Genomic DNA, 21,244 nt, shown 5'->3' on the forward strand with positions numbered 1-21,244 from the left:
AGATGAGCGAAGCAGCATCCGAATCACGCACCAACGCCACCGAATACACGGTGAGCGAAATATCAGGCGCGCTGAAGCGCACGGTCGAGGACGTCTTCGGCAATGTGCGGGTGCGCGGTGAAATCTCGGGCTATCGTGGGCCGCATTCCTCCGGTCATGCCTATTTCGCGCTGAAGGACGACCGCGCCCGGCTCGACGCCGTGGTCTGGAAAGGCACGATGAGCCGGCTGAAATTCCGTCCCGAGGAAGGGATGGAGGTGATCGCCACAGGCAAGCTCACCACCTATCCCGGCAAGTCCAACTACCAGATCGTCATCGACAATCTGGAGCCGGCCGGCGCCGGGGCGCTGATGGCGCTGCTGGAGGAGCGCAAGCGCCGGCTGCAGGCGGAGGGGCTTTTCGATGCGGGCCGCAAACGCCGGCTGCCATTCATGCCGTGCACCATCGGCGTCGTCACATCGCCGACCGGGTCCGTCATCCGCGACATCATCCACCGCATCAAGGACCGTTTTCCGCTGCATGTGCTGGTCTGGCCGGTGCGCGTGCAGGGTGACACGGCGAGTGCGGAAGTGACCAATGCCGTCACCGGTTTCAACGCGCTGGCATGGGACAGCCCCATCCAGCGCCCCGATCTGCTGATCGTCGCGCGCGGCGGCGGCAGCCTGGAAGATCTGTGGGGCTTCAACGACGAGGCACTCGCCCGCGCCGTTGCCGCCTCGGGCATTCCGGTGATTTCGGCCGTCGGGCACGAAACCGACTGGACGCTGATCGACCTCGTCGCGGATGTGCGGGCGCCGACACCGACGGGCGCGGCCGAAATCGCCGTGCCGGTGAAGGCTGACCTCGAAGCGACGCTGGCCAGCCTCGGCGCACGGCTCAAGGCCGCGGTGCTGCGCAATTTCGAACGCAAGCGGCAGGCAGCCCGTGCGGCGGCGCGTGCGCTGCCCTCGCCCGATCAATTGCTGGCGCTGCCGCGCCGGCGCCTGGACGAGGCGACATCGAGGCTCGGTCGTGGCCTGATGGTTTCCACCGAGCGCAAGCGGGCACGGTTCTTCGCCGTAAAATTGACGCCGGCAATGCTGTCGCAGCGGATTGCCGAGGCGCGGCGCACCAACGACCGTAACCTTTTGCGCGCGCAAGGGGCCCTGCGCACTCTGGCGAGAAGCCGGCGCGCGGAGCTCAATCGTGCCGCGGATCAGTTGCCAAAATGCGCCAAGGCGTCGTTGCAGCGGCACAGGCAGCAACTGGCTTTGCTCCAGGGCCGCATCACGATCGAGCCGACAGCCCGGCGGCAACGTGTGCAGAGGGATTTGCTGACGGCTTTGACGAGACGGGGCGGCCAGGCGATGCTGCTCAGGCTGGAGCGATTGCGCGGCCGCATCGTCCAGGCCGACCGGCTGATGGCGACGCTTTCGCACAAGGCCGTCCTGGCACGCGGTTTCGCGCTGGTGAAGGATGCCGACGGCGCCGTCATCAAGCAGGCCGCCGACGTGGCGTCTGGGATGGCGCTTTCGCTGGAGTTCGCCGATGGCACGGCGGACGCGGTGGCGACCAGCGGCGCGGCGCGGCCAAAGCCGGCTGCTAGGCCCGCAGGCAAGGCCCCAGTTGCCAAGACGAGGGAACCCGGCGATCAGGGATCATTGTTCTAAGGCATGACCGACAATCCGCACCATCTGGCAACGCCGTCCGGCAAGCCGCGCGCGCGAAGCTTCAATATCGGCTTCGACGGAACGCCTGGGCCGTTCAACGCGATCACCGACGTGCCCGGCGTCGCGGTCGGCTATGCGACGCTGATATCGGGCGATGGTCCGCTCAGCATCGGCAAGGGACCGGTCCGCACCGGTGTCACAGCGATCCTGCCCAGGTTGCGCGCCGAGCTGGCGACGCCGGTTTTCGCCGGCATTTTCAGCCAGAACGGCAATGGCGAGCTGACCGGCTCGCACATCATCGAGGAAACCGGCGCCTTCAACTTCCCGATCACCATCACCAACACGCATTCCTGCGGGGTTTCGCGTGACGGCACGCTGCGCTGGATGAACCAAGTGCTGCCGGCGGCCGTCGACAGCGCCTGGGGCTTGCCGGTGGCGGCGGAGACCTATGACGGGTTTCTGAACGACATCAACGGCCACCATCTGACATCGGAGCACGTCGCCGAAGCCCTTGAGGGCGCCGCCAGCGGTCCGATCGAGGAAGGCAGTGTCGGCGGCGGCACCGGCATGATCACTTTCGGCTTCAAAGCCGGTTCCGGCACGGCCTCGCGCATCGTCGCATGGCAAGGGCGCACCTACACGGTCGGCTCCTTCGTGCAGTCGAATTTCGGCAAGCGGCGCAATTTCACCATTCGTGGCCTGCGTGCCGAATCCGAACTCACCGAGCCGGCGATCCGCGAAGCCACGTCGCGCGCGGAAAAGGGCTCAATCATCGCCGTTATCGCGACCGACGCGCCTTTCCTGCCGCACCAGATGAAGCGGCTGGCTCGCCGCGTGCCGCTCGGCGTCGCCATGACAGGCGGCTTCGGCTACCACAGTTCGGGCGACATTTTTCTCGCCTTCTCGACAGCGAATCCTGCCGCGGCGCTGGGGCTGACTGGCCGGATCGCCAGCGCCGATTTCATTCCCGATGTGGACATCGACCCGTTCTTCGATGCCGTGATCCAGACGGTGGAGGAATCGATTCTGAACGCTCTTGTCGCCAATCACGACATGACCGGTCGTGATGGCAATTTCGTGCCTGCCCTGCCGAAAGCGTGGCTCAAGGAAAGATTTGGCTGAGAAGGGTGGCTGAGACGAAAACGCGGGCCGAAGCCCGCGCAGCCAGACAGGATTGTCCCTGAAAATCTATTCCGCGGCCTCGCTGGAAGCCTGCTGGTTTTCGTCGGCCTCCGCCGCTTCCTCGAGCCGGGAAGCGATGAGTTCCTGAATGTCGCCGACTTCCTCCTGGATGTCCTCCAGCGGTATGCCGACCTCGGCCGCCTTGGCGGCGCATTCCTTGGCCAGTGTCTCGGCCTGCTTCTCGATCCTGGCGTGGGACTGGCAATGGACCTTTTCGCCGATCCATCCCCGCAAGAATTCGATCGCGTGTTCACTCATACTGCTGTTCCCTTGCGGCAAAGCCGGTTGGCAATCATAAACGTCGGCATCCCGCAAAGGATGCATGTTCCCATTCCAGCCGAGTCGCGGCCAGCCGGCAAGCCGAAGCTGTCCAGGGTCCACAGAGCCGAAGGAAATCGAGGGGTGAAGGACATTTTCTGATTCTGAAGGACTGTACCGTTGGCGGGATCTGCCCGCTCCGAGCAATTGCTTCTACCTTTACGGCTTCCAGTCCGTTTCGTATCTCAACGGCTGTCGCTACAGCCGCCTTATGACGTTACGCTTCAAGGCACGAGCCATCGAAGCCGCCGCTATATAGTGACATCCTCATGCGATGTCGACTCTCCTCGAGGTCGTGCATATGAGCCATGCGAAAGTCACATCGATCATCAAACCAATTCCGGGTCAGAAGGTCTCCACCCACGGCCTGAGCTCCATTTCCCAGGTCCAGGCGCTGCGATGCTGGCGATGGATGGCGAGATAGGCCTCGGCGATCGCGTCCGGCGACAGCCGGCGATCTTGCGGTTCGGACTCCTGGTCGGAAACGGCCGAGGCAATGGCGCCGTCGATGATGAAATGCGCGACGTGGATGTTCTTGGGCGCCAGTTCGCGGGCCATTGATTGCGCCAGTCCCCGCAATCCGAATTTGGGCATCGCAAAGCCGGCGGAACCGGCGAACCCCTTCACGCTTGCCGTCGCTCCGGTGAAGAGGATCGACCCCGCCCCTCGAGCAATAAGCCGGCGGGCTGCCTGCTGAGCCACCAGGAATCCGCCATAAGCCCCAACCAGCAACGCCTGACGGACCGCCTCGGGATCGAGCTCCGCGATCGGACCGCGGGCGCGTCCGCTGGCGTTGAAAACCAGCAGGGAAAGCGGACCAGCCTTGTCGGCGACATCGAACAGGCCCTCCACCGACGCTGGATCCGAGACGTCCGTCGCCACGGCTTGCGCGCCGGTCTGCGCCCGCAATGCATCGAGCTTCTCGATGTTTCGGGCGGCCAGGACGACGTGGAATCCTTCCCTGGCGAGAAGACGCGCGAGCGAGGCGCTCAAACCGGAGCCCGCCCCGGCAATGACGGCGACGTTGGATGTCATGAGACCTCTCCTTCTTCCACTGATTGCAACGGCTGGCACCTGTTGAACCCTGCCGGATCACAGCCGCGGCGGCAACGCGCAGGCGGAAAGAAAAATGGCCGGGCGCGAAACGGCCCGGCCAAAAAGAAGGTCATAACCTTCAGAGGGGAACACCGTTCAGCGAAATGGGAGGAAAACACCGAACGGGTTTTTGGATTTTGGACCGATCCTTGTGCGTATACGACGAATGATTTTCCAAAATCAGCCGGAATTACGAAAAATCCCGTTCGTTCTTGCTTCAACTGGCTCAACCCGCCCCAGTTTCCCGCCCCAGCAGGTCGGCGTAATGGCGGCGCGCGACGTCAGGGTGCGAGCGCAACCGGCTTTTGAGCACATTGGTTCCGACATCGCGAAACAGCGGATTGTCAGGATCGCTGGCCGGCCCGCGCGCTTGTGCCGCCAATTCCTCCGGCAATTCGAGTAGCGGTATGGTCGCATCGAGTTTGGCGCTGAAGAAGAACGGCACCGAAATGCGTTCAATACCGACGGGCGGCGTCACGACGCGATGCACGGTGGCGCGCAAATAGCCGTTCGAGGCCAGTTCGAGCAATTCACCGATGTTGACGACGAGCGTGCCAGGAATGGGGTCCACATCCACCCAGCTGCCGTCATACTCGACCTGGAGCCCCTTGTTGTCATCCTGAAGCAGCAGCGTCAGGAAACCGCCATCCTTGTGCGCGCCGACACCCTGGTCGCCGCCGGTCGCCTCGCGGCCGGGGTAGCGCACGATCTTCATGCGATGGTTGGGCTGCTCACGGTAGATCAGGTCGAAGGCATCCTCGGGTTGGTCGAGCGACAGCGCGAAAGCTTTCAACAGCCGGATCGCCACTGCTGTTGCCTTGGCCTGCCAGGCAAGCAAGGCGGGTTTGAGCTCCGGCAACGCAGCGGGCCACTGGTTCGGCCCCTGCAGCCGCGTCCAGGCGGGAATTCCGGGGCCTTGCGCTATGGGCTGGCGCTCGACTCCGATATCGAGCTGTTCGCGCCAGTCCGCCTTGCCCTTGGTCAGCTCGCCGCCGGCGCGCGTATAGCCGCGGAACTGCGAGGACTTGACCATTTCGATTGCGAGCTTGTCGGCCTCGGCCAAGGCAAAGAAGCGGCGCGATGCGGTGAGCACTTCGCTGATCTCCGCCCAGGAGATGCCATGTCCGGCCAGATAGAAAAAGCCGATGTCGCGCGAAGCTGAACGCAGATCCGACAGAAATGTTCGGCGCTCCGATGTGCCTTGCTCAAAGCGGCTCAAATCGAGCACGGGTACTATTCTGGGCATATCAGCCTCCTTTCCTGGTCTTTGCGGATGTGTGCCCATCCGCAAACCAGTCCCGTTGGACATGCGTGCACTCTTCGGCAGTCACAACCGCCAGCAATGCCCGCAAGTCTCATCGACTCCAGATTGCCAAGAAAGAAACGATCGGCCCTTCTAGGCCGCCGCGACGAACAATTTTTCCACGCACGCTGGCTGGCTGACAACGACCGCGATCATTCGACAGATACGGACCGCCGGCAGGCGCGCGGCCAATACCCTATTGGGCTGCCCTCAAGAGCATGCCGAAGAGGTCGCGCGGCTCGTCGGGATCGGCCAGCATGTCGAGTTCCTGGTAGAGGCCGGTCGAGGTCAGCTGGTCCCTGACATAACGCAGCGCCGAAAAGTCCTCGATGGCGAAGCCGACCGAATCGAACAGCGTAATCTGGCCTGCATCCTGCGCGAACGTGACGCCGCGACCATCGCGCAGATCGGCAAGCTGCGTTTTTCGCCGCTCAGCGTGGCGCCCGCTTCATCGGTGAGGGGAGCCGCGCCTCACGCCAGCCACTCCTTGATCGCCGGGCGGGCAAGCACCGCACGCATGCGGTCCTCGGCATCTGCGACAGCCAGCGCCATCGGCGCGCGGGTCGGGCCGCAATCGACGCCGATGACGCGGAAGGCCGCCTTCATGCCCGGCAGGACGCCGGTTTCCAGCAGTGCCTCGACGAAGTCCTGCGACACGGTCTGCAGCGCCTTCGCCCGTGAAAGATCGCCAGCGCGGACCGCCTGGTCGATCGCCACGTAGAGCCTGCCGAGCAGATTGTAGGTGGTGCCGATGCCGCCTTCGGTGCCGAGCATGCCGGCGGCGGCATAGATCTCATCGAAGCCGTAGTAGAAGAGCTTTTGCGGCTGCCGCTTGCGCAGCAGGGAATATTTGAACAGGTCGGTGGAGGTGAACTTGATGCCAACGACATTTCCGAGGTCGAGCAAGCGGACCAGCAGAGCAAGCGGCAGTGGCCGGCCGGTGCGCAACGGGATCTCGTAGACGATAAGCGGCAGGTCTGTGGCCGCCGCCAGCGCCTGGTAGTAGCCGAAGACTTCCTCGTCGGAGAACGGGTAGGAATGCGGCGGCAGCGCCGACAGCGCGTGATAGCCGAGCTTCTGCGCCTGCCGCGCCAGGCGGATGGAATCGCGCAGGTTCGGCATGCCGACATGGGCGATCAGCTTGACGCCACTCGAGGCGGCGCCGGCGAAAACCACCTCTTGCTGCGCCAACAATTCGTCCACCGTCAGCAAGCCGGATTCGCCGCTGCTGCCACCGACATAGAGACCGGCCAGCCCTTGGCGCAGCACATAGTCGTTGATGTTGCGCTGGCGTTGCGGATCGAACTCGCCGGCATCGCTCAGTCCGGTCATCAGGGCGGCATACATGCCCGCCAATTGCTTGGTCATTGGGATCCTCGGTTTTCCAGATTTGTCATGATGTGGCTTCGCCGGCGTGGTGGCAGGCGACGAGATGGCGGCTGGTGACGGCGGAGCCGAAATCGCGCTGTGCCGGATCGACCTTGGTGCAGATCTCGGTCGCCAGCGGGCAGCGCGGATGGAAATGGCAGCCGGGCGGCGGCTTCGACGGGTCGGGCACGCCACCGCCAAGAACGATACGGCGGCGCGTGCCGCCGGCCTTGGGATCGGGCACCGGGATCGCCGACAGAAGCGCGCGCGTATAGGGATGCAGCGGTGCGCCAAACACCGCTGGCGTGGTGCCGATCTCGACGATGCGGCCGAGATACATCACCGCGACGCGGTCGCTGAAATAGCGGATCATCGACAGATCGTGACCGACGAACAGATAGGTCAGGCCGAGGCGCGCCTTGAGGTCGTCGAGCAGATTGACGATCTGCGCCTGGATCGAGACGTCGAGCGCCGAGATCGGTTCGTCGGCAATGATGAATTTCGGATTGGTGGCAATCGCGCGCGCAATGCCAACGCGCTGGCGCTGGCCGCCGGAGAGCTCGAACGGATAGCGGTTGCGCAGCGCTTCCCGGAGACCGACCAGCGCCAGCAACTCGTCGACACGGGCATCGCGCGAGGCGCGCGTGCCGATCTTCTGCGCACGCAACCCTTCGCCGATGATGCGACCGACGGTCATGCGCGGGTTGAGCGAGCCGAACGGGTTCTGGAATACCATCTGCAGGTCGCGGCGGCGCTGCTTCAGCTCCTCGCCGGTCGCGCCCGCATAGTCCCTGCCCTCGAAAACAATGCTGCCGGCGCTTGGGCGCTCCAGGCCCAGGACGGCGCGGCCGGTCGTCGACTTGCCGCAGCCGCTTTCGCCGACCAGCGCCAGCGTCTCGCCGCGCATCACCTCGAAGCCGACGCCGTCGACGGCATGCACCGCGCCCACCTGCCGGCGCAGGATTCCGCGCCTGATCGGGAAATGCACCTTGAGGTCCGTGACGGTGAGCAGCGGTTCCTGCTTCGATGCCGTCGCGGCGGGCTTGTCCGCAGCGGCTGCGCTCATGCGCGGCGGCCGCTCCACCTCCCGCCAGCGCCAGCATGCGGTGGTGTGGCCGGCACCCGCACCTTCCAGCGGGGGCTTTGCCTGGCTGCAGCGCGCCTCGGCATAGTCGCAGCGCGGGGCGAATGCGCAGAAGGTCGGCGCCAGCGTGACATTGGGCGGCGCGCCCTTGATCGGCACCAGCCTGGTGTTTGCCGCCGTCAGCGACGGGATCGAGTTGAGCAGGCCGATCGTATAGGGATGCTTGGTTGCCGAAAACAAATCGCCGACCGGCGCGCTTTCGATGATCGAGCCGGCATACATCACCGCGACGCGATCGACGAAGCCGGCGACGAGGCTGAGGTCGTGGCTGATCCAGATGATCGCCATGCCGAGCTGCTTCTGCAGGCGCACGACAAGTTCGACGATCTGCGCCTGGATGGTGACGTCGAGCGCCGTCGTCGGTTCGTCGGCGACCAGGATCGAAGGCTTGCACACCAGCGCCATGGCGATGCCGATGCGCTGCAACTGGCCGCCCGAGAACTGGTGCGGAAACGCGCGCATGCGCTGCGGCGCGTTGGCGATGCCGACCAGCGCCAGCATGTCGAGCGCCTGGCGCTCGGCCTCGGCCGCGTTCAGGCCCTGGTGTTCGCGCAGCGCCTCGGTCAGTTGCAGGCCGATGGTCAGCACCGGGTTCAGCGACGACATCGGATCCTGGAAGATCATGGCGATGTCGCGGCCGCGTATCCGGCGCAGCTCGCTGTCGGGCATGGCCAGCAGATCGCGGCCACGAAACAGCGCGCGGCCCGCGGTGACGCGACCGGGCGGCTTGCGGATCAGGCCCATCAGCGTCTGCACGGTGACCGACTTGCCGGAGCCGCTCTCGCCGACGATCGCCAGCGACTCGCCCTCCGCGAGCTCGAAGGAGACGTCGTTGACGGCGTAGACGGAATTGCCGCGCGGGCCGAACTCGACGCTCAGCCCCTGCACGGAAAGCACCGCCTGCTGCCCGATCCCCTTCGCGGCCCTGTCGACGGCAAGCATGTCGGCGGCCATCATTTGCCACCCATGATGTGCTGCGGATCGAGCGCATCGCGCAAGCCGTCGCCGACGAAGTTGATGCTGAGCACGGCCATGGCGATCATCGCGCCGGGCGGGATCCACATCCAGGGCTGGCTTTCCAGGATCGACAGCGTGCGGGCGTCGCGCAGCATGTTGCCCCAACTGGCGGCGGGCGCCTGCGCGCCAAGGCCGAGGAAGGAGAGCGAAGCTTCGAGCAGGATGACGGTCGCCACGTCGAGCGTGATCGCCACCAGGATCGGGCTCAGCACGTTGGGCAGGATGTGTTCGAGGATGATGACCGAGGGCGAGGTTCCTAACGAGCGAGCAGCCAGGATGAATTCCTGGTTGCGCAAGGCCAGGATCTCGCCGCGTGTCAGGCGGGCGATGGAGGGCCAGCTCAGCAGTCCGATCACCACCATGGTGTTGAAGATGCTGGGCCCGACGACCGCGACGAAAGCGATGATGATGACCAGCCGCGGGAAGGTCAGCACCATGTCGATCAGGCCCATCAGCAAGAGGTCGGCCTTGCCGCCGAAATAGCCGGCGACGCAGCCGATGAAGATGCCGATCGCGGCCGAGATCGCCACGGCGACGAAGCCGACCGTCAGCGAGATGCGGCCGCCATAGAGGATGCGGGCGAAGATGTCGCGACCGGTGCCGTCCGTGCCCAGCCAGTGGATGCCGCCGGGCGGCTGGTTCCGGCCCCTGAGGTCGATGTCGTTGGGGCCGTAGTGCGCGATCAGCGGCGCGAGCACGCAGGCGAGCACAATGATGGCGAGCATGATCAGGCCGAGGGTGGCAAGACGGTGGTGGAGGAAACGGCGCGCCGCCTCGCCCCACAGGCCGCGCGAGGCGCCGGCGGCGATCGTCATGTCGGCGGCGGTAGCGTCAGTCATAGCTCACCCTGGGGTCGAGCACGCTGTAGGCAAGGTCGGTGGCAAGGTTGGCCAGCATGACGATGAAGGCGGTGATCAGCACGTAGCCCATGATGACTGGGCTATCCCGGTTCACCACGGAATCGATGAACATCAGGCCGATGCCCGGCCACTGGAAGATGGTCTCGATCACCACCGAGCCGCCGAACAACGTCGGAAGCGCGAGGCCGAAGACGGTCACCAGCGGGATCAGCGCGTTGCGCAGGCCGTGGCGCAGCGTGATGGTGCGGGGTTTCAGGCCCTTGGCCTTGGCGGTGCGCATATAGCTCTGGTTCAGCACTTCGAGCATGCCGGCGCGGGCATAGCGCATGAAGATCGCGGCACGGAACAAGGCAAGTGCCGCCGCCGGCAGGATCAGGTGCCTGAGATTGTCGAGGAGCGAGAAGTTTTCACCAGCCGTGGAAATGCCCGACGACGGCAGCCAGCGCAGTTCCAGCGCAAAGACGTAGACGAGCAGCAGTCCCATGAAGAAGTCCGGGATCGAGACGCCGACAAAGCCCGCAAGCGTCAGCGAATAGTCGGTGAGCTTGTATTGCCTGAGCGCAGAGATCACGCCCAGCGTGGTGCCGATGACGAACGCGACGAGCAGTGCGACACCCATCAGCTCCAATGTCATCGGCAACCGCTCGACGATGATGTCGCCGACACTGCGGCCATTGACGAAGGAGCGGCCGAGATTGCCGTGCAGGATCTGGCCGATCCAGTTGAGGTACTGGATATAGACCGGCTGGTCGAGGCCGAGTTCGCCGCGCCGCATGGCGATCAGCTCCTCGCTCGACGGCGCCTCCGCCGTGATCATCGCCAGCACCGCGTCACCGGGCATGGCATGCGCGATGGCAAAGACGATGACGGTGACGCCGAACAGCACCGGGATGCTGAGCAAAAGTTTTCGCAGGAGATAGCTGAGCACCGGCCTCTCCTATGGCTAAAGGCGGTTCTGAGACAACGGATCGTGAGGCTCGTTCAGGGCCCCACGACCGGCAGGGATATCCGAGGCTATTTCGCCACCTCCCACTTCTCGACTTCGTTGTAGACGGGGTGATTGAAGATCACGAGCGGCTGTTCCTTGAAGTGCTGCGCCAGGCCGACGATGCGGTTGTTGAAGGCGAGCGGGCGCACCTCGTTCCAAAGCCAGGCCTTTGGCAGGTCCTGGTTGAGGATGCGCGAGGCCTCCTGATAGCTCGCCGCACGCGTGGCGCGGTCGTTGGACTCGAGTCCCTTGTTGAAGAGCTCGTCGACCTTGGGATTGCAATAACCCATGGCGAGCGGCTTGGCGCCGCAGACGACCAGCGGCGAACCGAGCGAGGGATCGAGCCCCATGCCTTGTGCGAAGAAGCCCATCTGGAAGCTGCCGTCGGCATAGATCTGGTTGATCGCCGCCGGATCGAGCAGGCGCGGCTGGATGTTGACGCCGACGGCGGCCAGATAACTCTGGATGGCGGTGACGGTGTCGACGTTCATCTGGTCGGAATAATAGTAGATGAAGTCGACCGGTTGGCTCGCATCCCAGCCAGCGCCGGTAAGCAACTGCTTGGCCTTGTCGGGATTGTAGTCGTAGGGTTCGAGGTCCTTGGCACGCGCCCAGTCCTGCGGGAACAGCGTGTTCAAGAGTTCACCGGCGCCCTGCTTGACGGTCTCGATGATCGCCTTGCGGTCGATGGCATAGAGCATCGCCTGGCGCACGCGCACATCGGCGAAGCGCTTGTTCTCCAGGTTGAACTGCAGGTAGGTCGGCAGGCCGGCGGAGAAATTCGGCAGCACGGTCAGATAGTCGAGTTTTTGCAGCCGAGGCAGCTCAGAGATCGGCACGCCGCCGCCCTCATAGGACATGGCGTCGACCTCTTGCGTCTCCAGCGCGGCGATGATCGGCGGCACATCCTTGTAGATCTGGTAGATGATGCGGTCGAGCTTGGGCGCGCCGAGGAAATAGTCGGGATTGCGGTCGACCTCGACATACTGGTCGCTCTCATACTTCTTCCAGATGAACGGACCGGTGCCGACGCGGTTGACCCAGAAGGCATTGCCCTTGATGTCGGCGGGCGCGACCTTGCCCAGTATGTGCTCGGGAAAGATGCTGATCGCGATAAGCTGCAGCTCGACCCAGAGCGGCTTGGCGCTGTCGAGTTCAATCTGCACGGTCGCGTCGTCCAGCGTCTCCACCCCGGCAAGCGAGGTCGCCGAGCCATCCTGGAAGGCCTTGTATCCGGCCACGGCGGAAAGCTTCTGCGACCAGGGCGAGCCGACCTTCGGGTTGGCGTAGAGGTTGAGGCTGAACACTACGTCCTTGGCGGTGAAAGGCGTGCCGTCATGCCATTTGACGCCATGGCGCAGGTTGAAGACATAGGTCTTGCCGCCGTCCGACGTCTTCCAGCTCTCGGCCAGCATCGGCTGCACGCCGTCGCCCGTCCACTTGATGTGGACGAGGCCCTGCAGCACCGTCTCGTCGAGGCGGTGGCCGCAGGTGGTGTGCAGCGTGCCCATCTCGATACAGCCGGTGCGCATGGCGGAGCGGAACGTGCCGCCTCCTTCGGCCTTCACAGCGCCCGCGGTAAGCATGAGCGCCAGGGCCGGCAAAAGGCTGATCAGAAATCGTCTCATGGAATTCTCCTCCCTTCGATTGTGTCGGCCGGTTGCGGCTGACCTTGGCGCGCCTTCTCGCGGTCGCTTGGTCGCGGTTTCGCGTCCAGTCGCTCATTGGCGCGTAGCGACCTCCTCCCACCCTCGGTCGCACCAAACCCTGGCGATCCACAGCTCCTTGCCCGTGCTCGCTTGCGGCGCCTGGTCTAATAGCTTAAAAGGTAGACCATGCACAATATGCCGGTCCGAAAAAAATTGTCCGACGAAGTCCGTCTCCGCCTGGAGGCGATGATTCGCGACGAGGTCTATCCGGTCGGCGCTTCGCTGCCGTCCGAGCGCGAACTGATGTCGATGTTCGATGTTGGGCGCCCCTCGGTACGCGAGGCACTATTTGCACTGGAAAAGATGGGCCTTGTGCGCATCAACAGCGGCGAGCGGCCCAAGGTGACGCGGCCGACGTCGAAGAACATGCTGGAGCAGTTGACGGGCACCGCACACCTCCTGATGGACCAGCCCGACGGCATTGGCCATTTCGAACAACTGCGGCTGTTCCTCGAAGTCTCGATCGCACGCCATGCCGCCGAGGTGGCGACACGCCAGCAGATCGACGCGTTGGCGGCGGCACTTGCCGAAAACGAACGCGCCATTTCACGCGCCCGCGCCTTTGCCGTCACCGACGTCGCCTTTCACCGCGTGCTGACCGCGATCCCCGGGAATCCGATTTTTCTCGCCGCGCACGAAGCGCTGGTGGAGTGGCTGATCAACCAGCGCATCCACATGGCCAACACCGAGCTCGAAAACCGCATCAGTTTCGCCGGCCACAAGGCAGTCTTCGAAGCCATCGAGCGGCACGATCCGGAAGCCGCCGGCCAGGCGATGCGCGAGCATCTGGAAAACGCCCGGCGCAAGTTCAATTCCGGCCAGGCGAAACCAGATTAGCCGTCTCGCGGAGCCTGTACACCAGGCGAGGTCTAGAGCGGTTCAGCGTTTGATAGAATCGCCGAACCGCTCTAACTCTTTGTTTTCACGCAATTCCGGACAGAAAACCGCTACGCACTTTTCCTGGAATTGCTCTAAAGCGATGGCCCCATCCGCATCGGGCTGCCGTCGCTGAAACGGGATTGACGGAACCTGTGAAGGTTATGTCCAGTCTCGTTGCCCTGGATCAAGTCGGACAGGACGCGGCCCATGCCGGGCCCTATGCCAAAGCCGTGGCCGCTCATCCCTGTCGCGATGACGAGGCCCGGAACCGCAGCCGTACGATCCACGACGGGAACGGCATCCGGCATCGCATCGATCATACCGGCCCAGCTTGCCCTGAGCGGCACCGCCTCGAATTGCGGAAAAAGCTCCTTGAACCCACGATCGATGGCGCGAAGCGCCTTGGCCTCCGGGGCGGGATTGAGAACGCGCATCCGTTCGAACGGGCTTTCCTTATCGGCATCCCATTTGCGTGGGGTAGACCAGCTGTCCGGATATGCACGAGGCGCCGCCGGCAGGTAGCGCGTGCCGAAAGGATTTGCCTTCAGCGCGGGCAGGTATTTCGGTGCATGACGCAACGCATCCGGCCCGACATAGAGCAGGTGGCTGCCTCCCGCCGCCAGCGTGTATCCGCCGTCCTTTCTACGCCGGAAGGCGATGCGTTCGTCCGCGGCGGCGCCCGCATGGATTTCCGCCATCGGCGCGGTCGCCGCGACGGTCGTGCGGACACTGAGCTGCGGGATCGAGACGCCATGCGCGCGCAGGAACAGCGACGTCCAGGCGCCGCTTGCGACAAGCACGTTCGATGTGGCGATGCGGCCTCGTTCGGTCCAGACACCGCTGATGCGCCCCGCGGAGATATCGAGCATGCGTGCCGCACAGTTCTCGACGATCGTGACACCATGGCGAACGGCCAGGCGAGCAAGCGCCGGCACGGCGACCCAGGGCTCGGCACGCATGTCCGACGGCGTGGTCATGGCGCCCTTGAAGGGGCGTGACATGGCCGGGATCAGCCTGGCGGTCTCATCCCGGTCGAGGAGACGCGTGTCGACGCCATGGGCTTCGGCGATCTTCAGGAACTTGGCGAAATCAGCCATCTCCTTGTCGGTCCGCGCAAGATAGGTCACGCCGGTTTGCGTCAAGCCTATGTCCTCGCCGCACTCCTCGGCCAGTTGGCGCCAGAGACGCTGCGCTTCGATGACGATGGGCAGTTCGTCCGCGTCGCGGCCCTGCTGTCGGATCCAGCCCCAGTTGCGCGAGGACTGCTCCGCGGCGACACGTCCCTTCTCCAGCAAAGTCACCGGTATATTGCGCCGCGCCAGGAACAATGCCGCGGTCACGCCGATGATGCCACCGCCGACAATGACCACGTCCGCCGTCTTCGGCAGCGGCGCCTGAAACTCGATCGGGCTGGCTTCGGTGAAAGGGAAGATCGTCAAAGGGTTATCCTTTTTCATAAGCATGACCCTTAGCCGGTGGCGGGAAATTCGCCCGCCTTCATGGAGCGCTGGCCAAGCATGAAGTGCATCAACGATGCACTACACGACCGGTCTTGAAAATCTGCATGCCAGTTCAATGAAGTTGTTGACCATCCCCCCGAAGGCCGCTTCTCGTCGTAGGGCCAGCCCCGGCCGCATCGACAATCGGATGGTTAGGCACGCGGATGCCGGACGAAACGAAGCGCCCGGTGCGTCTTGTCGCTACATCCCAGCGGAAGATCGCAAACGACTTATCGCCCGATGGCTTCAGGCCAGCCCGAACCGCTCCACGGCGCGCATGATGCCGCGCAATTCGGCGAGGCCTTTCAGCCGGCCGATGAGCGAATAGCCGGGGTTGAGCTTCTTCTTGCCGATGTCGTCGGCGAGCAGGTGCCCATGATCCGGCCGCATCGGAATCTGCCAGTCGGCGCGGCCTTCCCCGCGACGGCGCTTCTCTTCCTGCATCAGAGCGAGGATGACATGCGCCATGTCGGTGCCACCCTCCAGATGTTCGGCCTCGTAGAACGAGCCGTCCTCCTCGATGGTGATGTTGCGCAGATGGACGAAATGGATGCGGTCGGCGAATTCCTTGACCATGGCGACGATGTCGTTGTCGGCGCGCGTGCCGTAAGAGCCGGTGCAGAAGGTCAGCCCATTGGCAGGGCTGTCGACAGTGTTGAGGATGAAACGCGCATCGTCGGCCGTCGAAACGACGCGCGGCAGGCCATAGAGCGAGAAGGGCGGATCGTCGGGATGGATGCACATGCGCACCCCCGCCTCTTCGGCCGCCGGGATGATCTCGCGCAGGAACCAGGCGAGATTGTCGCGCAATTCCTTCGGCCCGATCGCATCGTATTCCGCCAGGGCCTCGCGGAAACTGTCCCTGTTATAGCTGCGCTCCGTCGCCGGCAGGCCGGCGATCAGGTTGCGCTCGATCTGGTCGATCTGCTCCGGCGTCAGCACCTTCAGCCGCTTCTCGGCCTCGGCGATACGCGCCGGCGTGTAGCTTGCCGCGCCATTCTTGCGCTGCAGGACAAAGAGATCATAGGCCGCAAAATCGATGGCGTCGAAACGCAAGGCATAGCCGGTTGTCGGCAGCCGGTAGGCCAGATCGGTGCGGGTCCAGTCGACCACCGGCATGAAATTGTAGCAGATCGTCTGGATGCCGGCCCTGGCGAGCGCGCGGATGCTGTCGCGATAGTAGCCGGCATAGCGCTCGCGCCCCGGCGCGCCGATCTTGAAGGAATTGTGGACCGGGATGCTCTCGACAACCGACCAGGTCAGCCCAGCCGCTTCGATGATACGCTTGCGCTCGAGCACATCGGCCTCGGGCCAGGCCCTGCCGTCATAGATCTGGTGAAGCGCTGAAACCACGCCGGTTGCGCCGGCTTGTTTGACATGTTCAAGCGTCACCGGATCATCGGGACCGTACCAGCGCCAACACTGTTCCATTGCCACTTCCTTTTTTGCGAGACCGGCAACCTATTGTTTGACCACGATGAGTGTCAAACTAAGAGCCGGTTTCGATGGCGAATGAAGGAGCTTCCACGATGAAGGATTTTGACGGCAAGGTGGCATTGGTGACAGGGACGACCGGTATCGGCCTGGCAACCGCCAAACGCCTTGCGGCGGGGGGTGCCGCGATCATCGCCTGCGGCGTCGACCGGGCAGCCAATGCCGCCATGCAGGAGAGCCTCGCCAAGGCCGGGGCGAAGGCACTGGTTCAGACCGTGGACGTCTCGGTTTCCGACCAGGTGCGCGACGCGGTCGCCGCCGGCGTGGCGAAATTCGGCGGCATCGATGTCATCGTCAATTCGGCGGCGGTGCACCCCTATGGAACAGCGACGACAACCGACTGGGAAACCTGGAACCGGGCGATGACCGTCAATGTCGGCTCGATCTATCTGACCGCCCATTTCGGCATCCCGGAAATGATCAAGCGGGGCGGCGGCGCCATCGTCAACGTCGCTTCGGTGCAGGGCTTCGCCTGCCAGCAGAACGTTGCCGCCTATGCCACGACCAAGGGCGCCATCCATACGCTGACGCGTTCGCTGGCGCTCGACTATGCCGCATCGGGCATAAGGGTCAATTCGGTCAGCCCGGGCTCGATCCGCACACCGATCCTCGAAAAGGCCGCGCGTGGCGACGGCGGCAGCGACGCAGATGTCGAAGAGGCCTACAGGCGGTTCGGCGCGGCCCATCCGCTCGGCCGTATCGGCGAGCCGGAAGAGGTGGCGGAACTCATCGCGTTCCTGTGTTCGTCGAAGGCCGGATTCTGCACCGGCGCCGACTACAAGATAGATGGCGGCCTCACCGCCGGCATCGGCGTGAAGTAGCGCCATGAAGTTCGGTCTTCGGGTCTATCGGGGGTGGCGGCATTAACGCAGCCAGTTCGGAACAATCTTTTTTGGTCGAAGTTTCCCCCTTGAAGGGACGAACTCTCCGAAGGAGATTTCCTATGAAACACGTTCTCATTACCAGCATGCTGGCGATCGGGCTGGGCTGCGGGACGGCGATGGCCCAGTCGCAGCAGCCCGCCGACAGCCAATCAGGAGCGGACACAAACTGCGCTTCCGGCACGACCAACTGCCAGAAGGGCTCGAAGATGAAAGAGCAGGCACAGGGCAAGGCCAAGGTCCAGACCGACCAGCAGGCGCAGGACAAGGCCGGCACCAAGATGAACCAGCAGGCACAGGGCAAGGCCAAGGTCCAGACCGACCAGCAGGCGCAGGGCAAGGCCGGCACCAAGATGGACCAGCAGGCCCAGGGCAAGGCCAAGGTCCAGACCGACCAGCAGGCACAGGGCAAGGCCGGCACCAAGATGGACCAGCAGGCCCAGGACAAGACCAAGGTCCAGACCAATCAGCAGGCCCAGGGCAAGGCCGGCACCAAGATGGACCAGCAGGCCCAGGACAAGACCAAGGTCCAGACGGATCAACAGGCCCAGGGCAAGGCTGGCACCACGACCGACCAGCAGGCTCAAGGCAAGACCTCCACGCAGGATAAGACCTCGACCGCTTCCATCAACAATGTGACCGTTGAACAGAAGACCCAGATCACCCAGGTGATCAGGGAAACCAAGGTCCAGCCGGTATCCAACGTCGACTTCGACGTCTCCGTCGGCATTGAGGTTCCGCGGCACAAGATAAGGCTGCATCGTTTGCCGGCTCGCATCGTCAAGATCATCCCGGCGTACGAGTCCTACGACTATTTCGTTCTGGCCGACGGCCGGATCGTCATCGTCGATCCGGATACGTACAAGATCGTGCTGATACTGACCTAGAGCAATTCCAGGAAAAACACGTAGCGGTTTTCCGTCTGGAATTGCCTAAAACAATGGGATTGCTCAACCCACCTCGCCGCACGGGGGGCGGGTTGAGCAATTCTGCGGACAGCCTTCCCGGATCCTGGAAACGTCAGCGCGCGCTCAGGGATCCTACGACCGCAATGTTCGCAAGGTAATCGAGTAGCGGTGCTCGGCAAGCGGCGGGATGCTGTGTTCCCATTGCGACCGCGAAGGACCCGTCATGAGATAGGCCGATCTCGGCTCGACAGTGATGGTCCGGCGGTCCCATCCGGACCCATTCTTGCGTCGAAGGCGAAAATCGCAGGGCGCCAGCAGCGAGACGCCCGCGACATCTTCGAAATGAGGCTTGTCGCGGTGCCAGCCGATACCGGCGCCGGGCCGGTATTCATTGATCAAGACCTGCGCGAAGGCTTCGGCGGGCAGGCGCGCAAAGGCCGCGACCTGCGCGCGCAAGGGCAACAGAAAATCAGGGATCGGCGGTGCCTCGACGACCTCGCGCCGGTCATAATCGTAGCGAAGGCCAAAACCGGCGACACGCCGGTTTGCCAGATGGCCGTGAAAGTCGAAGGCCTTGAAGGGCAGTCCTTCAAGATGCTGGACGAGTTCGATTTCCTCTTGGCGCGGGATCAGTCCGGGCTGGTAGGCGAAACCCTCCGGCAGATCATCCTGAGCGGCACCGAAGAGATCGTACTGGGCCACATGGCCGGCTGTTTTCGGTTTGAGCGGCGACATTGTGCCTAGATGGTGAAGGCCGGATCGCAAGGCAATACAGGAACCGCGCTTGCTTGCCTCGGACGCATTTCAAAACCGGCGCGACGGAACACCGGAGCGGCGTGAAAGTTTAGGAAACGGCGGTTCCGTCGGAGGCCGCCGGTCATGTTCCAGCCTTGGAGTGCCGGATGCCGCGCGTTGAAACCGGGGCCTGCTTTTGCGGAGCAATTGCCGCCGCCATGGAGGGTGAGCCTTTCTGGATATGCTACGATCACGACGACGATTGCCGACGGGCGATCGGCAGTCCGCTCACCATCTGGGTCGGATATCGGCCGAGCCAGTTCCGCCTTTTGAAAGGAGCGCCAAAGGCTTTCTCCAGGACGCCGGGCGTTGTCCGTACCTTCTGTTCCGATTGTGGGAGCTCGATAGGCTACAGCGACGAAGGCCTGCCGGACGAGTTCTATCTGACAATCGGGTTCTTCGACAGACCAGAAGGGCTGCGGCCACAGGCCCATGCCTATTGGGACCTCAGGCTGCCGTGGGTCGACTTTGCAGACGGGCTGCCGCGCATCGATCGATATTCGAGGAAGCGCGTCGCGAAGTTCGGCAATCCACGTGACAGATAGCACCTTCGGGCGGCACGGAACCGGACCATGGCTGGCGGGTTAATCGGTGGAGCCGTCAGGTGCCACCATGCCGTCGACCGTCATTCGAAACACGCAATACGATTCCGCGACCAGGATCCTCTCGGTCTGGTTCGTGCCGCACGGCAACCGCTATGACTACGAGGACATCGCCCCGGCTACCTATGCGGCGTTCATGCGGGCTTCCTCGAAAGGCCGCTTCTTCAATAAATTCATCAAAGACCACTATAGGTTCCGTCGCGTGGCGTGATGCGGCGCCAGCGGCCTGTCATGCCTTCTTGTTCTGCTCGGGAGGCATCTGATCCGGCGCCGGTTCCCAACCAAAGACACTGCGGCCGCCAAGCAGATGCGACTGGTCGAACTCGCCCGCGACAATTTCCTTGAGGCTGGGACCGGTGACATATCGCTCGACCTGCCGCGACTGATCGTCGAGCCGCCTCAATGCGCCGATCTCCTCTTCGCGACCAAGCCTGGCCTTTTGCACGGCGGACTTCAACACGCCGATCGTCTCGTCATAGACCTTGAGCGGAACAGGGAACGGATGCCTGTCCTTGCCGCCATGCGCCAGCGAAAAACGGCCCGGGTCCGAAAACCGGCAAGGCGCGCCATGCACCACTTCGGCAACGAGGGCCAGCGCCCGCACCGTGCGGGCGCCCACGCCAGGAACCAGGAGAAGCTCGGCGAAATCGGCGGGACCCCGCTCGGCGGCCGCGGCCATGTTGCCGTGAAGGCGATGCATCACGACATCGCTTTCGCGGACATCATGGTGAGCCGGCATGACCAGATGCGGCAGCAATGGCTGCACCGGGGCCGGTGCGGTGCGGGGCTCCAGGGCGGCGAGTTCTCGAAGGATGCGATCCGGCCCAAGATCCTGGAGCAGGTCAAGCTGTCCCTGGCGCGAGGCCTCGGCGCGCCGGTCGGTCAGGTTGACGATCTCGCCCTGGTTGGCGCCTTCGATGGCCGCATGCGGCTGGTCGACGAAACTCTTCAAACCTTCGGACAGCCAATGATAGCGGCGCGCCACCTTGCTGTCACCGTTCATGCCTTGCTGCACCACCACCCAGTCGCCGTCGTCGGTGACGATGAAGCCATGCAAATAGAGGTCGAAACCGTCCTGGACGGCGGCGCTGTCCACCTTGGCGACCAGCCGGCTGGCGGTTGCCAGGCGCGCGCCGTCGAAGCCGATGCGCTCACCGATGGCGGCAAGCTCATGCGGGGTTTTGCGCGAATGCGCGCCACGGCCGCCGCAGACGTGAATGCCGAGTTCGCCCGATAGCGGCGTGAGACCGCGTTTCAAGGCGCCGACGACGCTGGTCGTGATGCCGGACGAGTGCCAGTCCATGCCCATGACGGCGCCGAAGGACTGGAACCAGAACGGATGCGCCAGGCGCCGCAGCAACTCATTGCGGCCATAGTGATGGATGATCGCCTCGCACATGACCGCGCCGAGACGCGTCATGCGATCGCCCAACCATTTCGGCACACGCCCGCCGTGAAGGGGAAGATCAGCACTGCCCGATCGTTGCGCCACGTTCGTGCCTGCTCCTGTGTCCGCGAATCTTAGACAAATAGGTATCCCGGACCGAGCAAGG

Annotated in this window: 19 protein-coding genes and 1 pseudogene; 7 read left to right on the plus strand and 13 right to left on the minus strand. The window is 63.8% G+C overall.

Annotated elements, in window-relative coordinates:
- Window positions 1-2 precede the first annotated feature (2 nt).
- Both xseA and LB536_RS02685 read left to right on the plus strand, forming a co-directional pair.
- Entirely contained in the window at window positions 3-1,649 is a 1,647-nt protein-coding gene (xseA, locus tag LB536_RS02680) for an exodeoxyribonuclease VII large subunit (RefSeq protein ID WP_224590017.1), read from the plus strand.
- A 3-nt stretch (window positions 1,650-1,652) separates the two neighbouring features.
- On the plus strand, window positions 1,653-2,771 hold the full coding sequence (locus tag LB536_RS02685) for a P1 family peptidase (protein WP_140756626.1): 1,119 nt from the start codon (window positions 1,653-1,655) through the stop codon (window positions 2,769-2,771).
- Between the two features lie 66 nt (window positions 2,772-2,837).
- Here LB536_RS02685 and LB536_RS02690 read toward each other — a convergent pair whose 3' ends face one another.
- The 9 genes and pseudogenes from LB536_RS02690 to LB536_RS02730 all read right to left on the minus strand — a co-directional run bounded on the left by LB536_RS02690 (window position 2,838) and on the right by LB536_RS02730 (window position 12,552).
- Window positions 2,838-3,089: a DUF768 domain-containing protein gene (locus LB536_RS02690; RefSeq protein ID WP_140756624.1), complete on the minus strand. Its 252-nt coding sequence runs from the start codon at window positions 3,087-3,089 to the stop codon at window positions 2,838-2,840.
- 405 nt (window positions 3,090-3,494) lie between these two features.
- Window positions 3,495-4,184, minus strand: coding sequence for an SDR family NAD(P)-dependent oxidoreductase (locus LB536_RS02695; protein ID WP_140756622.1), 690 nt, complete (start codon window positions 4,182-4,184; stop codon window positions 3,495-3,497).
- Window positions 4,185-4,470: 286 nt separating this feature from the next.
- Entirely contained in the window at window positions 4,471-5,490 is a 1,020-nt protein-coding gene (locus tag LB536_RS02700) for an isopenicillin N synthase family dioxygenase (RefSeq protein WP_224590018.1), read from the minus strand.
- A gap of 253 nt (window positions 5,491-5,743) precedes the next feature.
- A pseudogene (locus tag LB536_RS02705) lies at window positions 5,744-5,911 on the minus strand (ornithine cyclodeaminase); the annotation flags it as partial.
- A gap of 107 nt (window positions 5,912-6,018) precedes the next feature.
- On the minus strand, window positions 6,019-6,915 hold the full coding sequence (locus LB536_RS02710) for a dihydrodipicolinate synthase family protein (protein ID WP_224590019.1): 897 nt from the start codon (window positions 6,913-6,915) through the stop codon (window positions 6,019-6,021).
- 25 nt (window positions 6,916-6,940) lie between these two features.
- On the minus strand, window positions 6,941-9,013 hold the full coding sequence (locus LB536_RS02715) for an ABC transporter ATP-binding protein (RefSeq protein WP_224590020.1): 2,073 nt from the start codon (window positions 9,011-9,013) through the stop codon (window positions 6,941-6,943).
- Window positions 9,013-9,915 carry an oligopeptide ABC transporter permease gene (opp4C, locus tag LB536_RS02720; protein ID WP_140812769.1) on the minus strand — a complete coding sequence of 301 codons (903 nt, stop codon included), beginning with the start codon at window positions 9,913-9,915 and terminating at the stop codon, window positions 9,013-9,015. Before opp4C ends, LB536_RS02715 begins: the two co-directional genes overlap by 1 nt.
- Window positions 9,908-10,864 (minus strand): ABC transporter permease, encoded by a 957-nt coding sequence (locus tag LB536_RS02725; protein WP_140812768.1) that lies wholly within the window; start codon window positions 10,862-10,864, stop codon window positions 9,908-9,910. Before LB536_RS02725 ends, opp4C begins: the two co-directional genes overlap by 8 nt.
- 86 nt (window positions 10,865-10,950) lie before the next feature.
- Entirely contained in the window at window positions 10,951-12,552 is a 1,602-nt protein-coding gene (locus LB536_RS02730) for an ABC transporter substrate-binding protein (protein WP_224590021.1), read from the minus strand.
- Window positions 12,553-12,768: 216 nt separating this feature from the next.
- Here LB536_RS02730 and nanR point away from each other — a divergent pair, with 216 nt between their 5' ends.
- On the plus strand, window positions 12,769-13,470 hold the full coding sequence (gene nanR, locus LB536_RS02735) for a transcriptional regulator NanR (RefSeq protein WP_224590080.1): 702 nt from the start codon (window positions 12,769-12,771) through the stop codon (window positions 13,468-13,470).
- Between the two features lie 134 nt (window positions 13,471-13,604).
- On the opposite strand, the gene LB536_RS02740 is transcribed toward nanR, so the two are convergent.
- Together LB536_RS02740 and uxuA are read right to left on the minus strand one after the other, a co-directional pair.
- Window positions 13,605-14,951 (minus strand): NAD(P)/FAD-dependent oxidoreductase, encoded by a 1,347-nt coding sequence (locus LB536_RS02740; RefSeq protein WP_224590022.1) that lies wholly within the window; start codon window positions 14,949-14,951, stop codon window positions 13,605-13,607.
- A 306-nt stretch (window positions 14,952-15,257) separates the two neighbouring features.
- Complete coding sequence (gene uxuA, locus LB536_RS02745) at window positions 15,258-16,442, minus strand: mannonate dehydratase (RefSeq protein WP_140812765.1); 1,185 nt, start codon at window positions 16,440-16,442, stop codon at window positions 15,258-15,260.
- Window positions 16,443-16,540: 98 nt separating this feature from the next.
- Here uxuA and LB536_RS02750 point away from each other — a divergent pair, with 98 nt between their 5' ends.
- Window positions 16,541-17,326: an SDR family NAD(P)-dependent oxidoreductase gene (locus LB536_RS02750; protein WP_140756605.1), complete on the plus strand. Its 786-nt coding sequence runs from the start codon at window positions 16,541-16,543 to the stop codon at window positions 17,324-17,326.
- A 122-nt stretch (window positions 17,327-17,448) separates the two neighbouring features.
- A complete protein-coding gene (locus tag LB536_RS02755) occupies window positions 17,449-18,273 on the plus strand; it encodes a DUF1236 domain-containing protein (protein WP_224590023.1) in 825 nt (274 codons plus the stop codon).
- 153 nt (window positions 18,274-18,426) lie between these two features.
- Here LB536_RS02755 and LB536_RS02760 read toward each other — a convergent pair whose 3' ends face one another.
- Window positions 18,427-19,029 (minus strand): alpha-ketoglutarate-dependent dioxygenase AlkB, encoded by a 603-nt coding sequence (locus LB536_RS02760; RefSeq protein ID WP_140812763.1) that lies wholly within the window; start codon window positions 19,027-19,029, stop codon window positions 18,427-18,429.
- A 167-nt stretch (window positions 19,030-19,196) separates the two neighbouring features.
- Here LB536_RS02760 and LB536_RS02765 point away from each other — a divergent pair, with 167 nt between their 5' ends.
- On the plus strand, window positions 19,197-19,634 hold the full coding sequence (locus LB536_RS02765; protein ID WP_140756597.1) for a GFA family protein: 438 nt from the start codon (window positions 19,197-19,199) through the stop codon (window positions 19,632-19,634).
- Between the two features lie 67 nt (window positions 19,635-19,701).
- The gene (locus LB536_RS02770) at window positions 19,702-19,902 is read left to right on the plus strand and encodes a KTSC domain-containing protein (protein ID WP_140756594.1); all 201 of its coding nucleotides are present in this window, start codon (window positions 19,702-19,704) and stop codon (window positions 19,900-19,902) included.
- A gap of 18 nt (window positions 19,903-19,920) precedes the next feature.
- Here LB536_RS02770 and LB536_RS02775 read toward each other — a convergent pair whose 3' ends face one another.
- The gene (locus LB536_RS02775) at window positions 19,921-21,183 is read right to left on the minus strand and encodes a DUF763 domain-containing protein (protein WP_224590024.1); all 1,263 of its coding nucleotides are present in this window, start codon (window positions 21,181-21,183) and stop codon (window positions 19,921-19,923) included.
- Window positions 21,184-21,244 lie beyond the last annotated feature (61 nt).

Source organism: Mesorhizobium sp. ES1-3 (assembly GCF_020164795.1).
Taxonomy (GTDB): domain Bacteria; phylum Pseudomonadota; class Alphaproteobacteria; order Rhizobiales; family Rhizobiaceae; genus Mesorhizobium.

Coding starts and splice junctions, on each gene's coding strand:
- xseA (WP_224590017.1), top strand. CDS start 3: ATGAGCGAAGCAGCATCCGAATCACGCACCAACGCCACCGAATACACG.
- LB536_RS02685 (WP_140756626.1), top strand. CDS start 1,653: ATGACCGACAATCCGCACCATCTGGCAACGCCGTCCGGCAAGCCGCGC.
- LB536_RS02690 (WP_140756624.1), bottom strand. CDS start 3,089: ATGAGTGAACACGCGATCGAATTCTTGCGGGGATGGATCGGCGAAAAG.
- LB536_RS02695 (WP_140756622.1), bottom strand. CDS start 4,184: ATGACATCCAACGTCGCCGTCATTGCCGGGGCGGGCTCCGGTTTGAGC.
- LB536_RS02700 (WP_224590018.1), bottom strand. CDS start 5,490: ATGCCCAGAATAGTACCCGTGCTCGATTTGAGCCGCTTTGAGCAAGGC.
- LB536_RS02710 (WP_224590019.1), bottom strand. CDS start 6,915: ATGACCAAGCAATTGGCGGGCATGTATGCCGCCCTGATGACCGGACTG.
- LB536_RS02715 (WP_224590020.1), bottom strand. CDS start 9,013: ATGGCCGCCGACATGCTTGCCGTCGACAGGGCCGCGAAGGGGATCGGG.
- opp4C (WP_140812769.1), bottom strand. CDS start 9,915: ATGACTGACGCTACCGCCGCCGACATGACGATCGCCGCCGGCGCCTCG.
- LB536_RS02730 (WP_224590021.1), bottom strand. CDS start 12,552: ATGAGACGATTTCTGATCAGCCTTTTGCCGGCCCTGGCGCTCATGCTT.
- nanR (WP_224590080.1), top strand. CDS start 12,769: ATGCCGGTCCGAAAAAAATTGTCCGACGAAGTCCGTCTCCGCCTGGAG.
- uxuA (WP_140812765.1), bottom strand. CDS start 16,442: ATGGAACAGTGTTGGCGCTGGTACGGTCCCGATGATCCGGTGACGCTT.
- LB536_RS02750 (WP_140756605.1), top strand. CDS start 16,541: ATGAAGGATTTTGACGGCAAGGTGGCATTGGTGACAGGGACGACCGGT.
- LB536_RS02755 (WP_224590023.1), top strand. CDS start 17,449: ATGAAACACGTTCTCATTACCAGCATGCTGGCGATCGGGCTGGGCTGC.
- LB536_RS02760 (WP_140812763.1), bottom strand. CDS start 19,029: ATGTCGCCGCTCAAACCGAAAACAGCCGGCCATGTGGCCCAGTACGAT.
- LB536_RS02765 (WP_140756597.1), top strand. CDS start 19,197: ATGCCGCGCGTTGAAACCGGGGCCTGCTTTTGCGGAGCAATTGCCGCC.
- LB536_RS02770 (WP_140756594.1), top strand. CDS start 19,702: ATGCCGTCGACCGTCATTCGAAACACGCAATACGATTCCGCGACCAGG.